1 protein-coding gene is annotated in these 1,974 nt (G+C 52.2%); it reads left to right on the top strand.

Annotation, left to right across the window (positions count from 1 at the left end; genetic code table 11):
• Positions 1 to 1,974: glycosyltransferase family 39 protein (locus tag GX466_09510; GenBank protein ID NLH94432.1), on the top strand; the 1,974-nt coding region annotated here is incomplete at both ends.

Genomic DNA, 1,974 nt, shown 5'->3' with positions numbered 1-1,974 from the left:
GAGCTGAAGATGACCCGGCGCAAAGATCGAATCACCGCCTTATTCCTGCTTATTTCTTTCGTCGAGGGCGTCGCTGTCATAGCGACCCTGCTTTCCATCCCTTCTGACCCAAAGAATGCCTTTTATTTCGGTTATTCCAAGAGCCGCTTGATCATGCTCGGAGGGGTGCTGGCGGCGCTGCTCTTTTTGGCGGTATTGCTTATTGACCGGCGATTAAGAACGCGCATCACCGGCCGGCTTACACCCGCTGCTCCCCTGGAGAAAACCCTGCCGTGGGTGGGGGGACTGACGATGCTATTCCTGTGGCTCACGATCTGGATACCCGCGTATCGCCTGGAGGAATGGGCGTCGAGCTTTACCAGGTTGCAGCCTTTGCTCATTTGGGTCGAGCTGATGGTGGTGCAAGGGGTGTTTGCTTTCTGGGTGAACAGGGAGCCGGGTAAACTTCAATCTGGGCTGCGAAATATTCAGGTGTCACGCAAATACCTGCTTACAGGAGGTATTCTCACTGGTTTAACTATTCTGGTGTTCATAATCCTGGTCCAAACGGAAGGTAATTTCAGCGCGAAACAATTGTATTTTCCCCCCGGCGCGCCGCTTTCAGGCTTACAAGTTATCCTGGCGTGGGCAGCATTTATGCTTTTGTTCAGACTGGAGCAAAGGACCTTATCCAGAACCCCCACACGTAAATGGAGCACTGCGCTGTTCTTTCTCTTGCTCTGGGTGGTCACCTTTATTATTTGGTCAAGCATTCCTCTCCCGTGCACAGATGACCGCCCCGGCCCGTATCCTCCTAACGGGATTTGTTACCCGGATATCAATGATGCTGTTTACAGCATCGGTTCGCATTACATCACCCTTGGGGAGGGAGTCTACAATCACTGGTTAACAGACAAACCGCTTTACATGGCGTTTCTGGCGCTGGGTCAGGCGATCTTTGGCCCATCGATCGACGATTACCTGAAGTTGCAGATAGCGGTCATTGCGTGCTTGCCGGCGTTGTTGTTCCTGGTTGGGCGTAAGAAGATTGGTTTTGCCTTCGGGATATTCCTCGCGCTGCTGGCTATTTTGCAAGGGGCTTACGCCATCGCCCTTTACCGCGAGAATGGCAGCGTGAACGTCAAGCTCGAGAACCCTGAATTGCTGGCAGGGGTTTTACTGCTGCTGTTCGCCGTTGCGGCATTTAAATGGTTGACAAGCCCCACTGATCCACGTTGGGCGATTCTGAGCGGGGGGTTGCTGGGGCTGAGCGTTTTGATTCGCTTCAATCCCATCTTTATTATTCCGTTCTTGATCCTGGTAGTATTTCTGGCGGGCAAAGGTATGTTCAAGAAGGTGTTCACCACGGTTTTATTTGCCGGGTTGGCTTTCCTCCTGGTGTTTAGCCCTTGGTTCTTTTCTGCGACCAACAACCAGGGGAAAAGCCATTACATTTCCAAGATTGAAGAGGTCATTAACAGCCGTTTCTCCTTGCGCCACGGTGACAATAAAGCTGAAACGGATAGCGAGGTCTCGCCTCCCTCTACGGCGTTTCTTCCAAATGCGCAAGCCGAGACAGGCTCCAATGAACCTCATGAAATACTGCATTATGAGATCGGGGAGATCGACCAGGCTGGAGTTTCAGGCATCCTTTTTCATTTCCTAAATAATATTTATACTGGGCTAGCCAAGCTGCCCACCAGCCTGGTCTTGCATTCCATACAGGAACAGGTCAAAGATGGCATATGGGCTTTTACCGAAGCGCAGCCAATCTGGAAGACTCGTCTTCGATCGGAGAATCTGATCGTTATGGGCATCAACCTGACCCTGGTGCTCATCGGCATTATGGCCGCATGGAAACGATTTGGCTGGGCCGGGCTCAGCGGGGTGGTCATTCAGATGGGGTACTACACCGGGAACGCGGTATCACAAACCTCGGGCGGTCGTTACCTGGAGCCGGTGGTCTGGGTTTTGCTTTTGTATTATTGCCTTGGG

The sequence above is a fragment of the Candidatus Cloacimonadota bacterium genome (genome assembly GCA_012516855.1).
Lineage (GTDB): Bacteria > Cloacimonadota > Cloacimonadia > Cloacimonadales > Cloacimonadaceae > Syntrophosphaera.
This window is presented reverse-complemented; position numbering and strand designations above follow the sequence as displayed.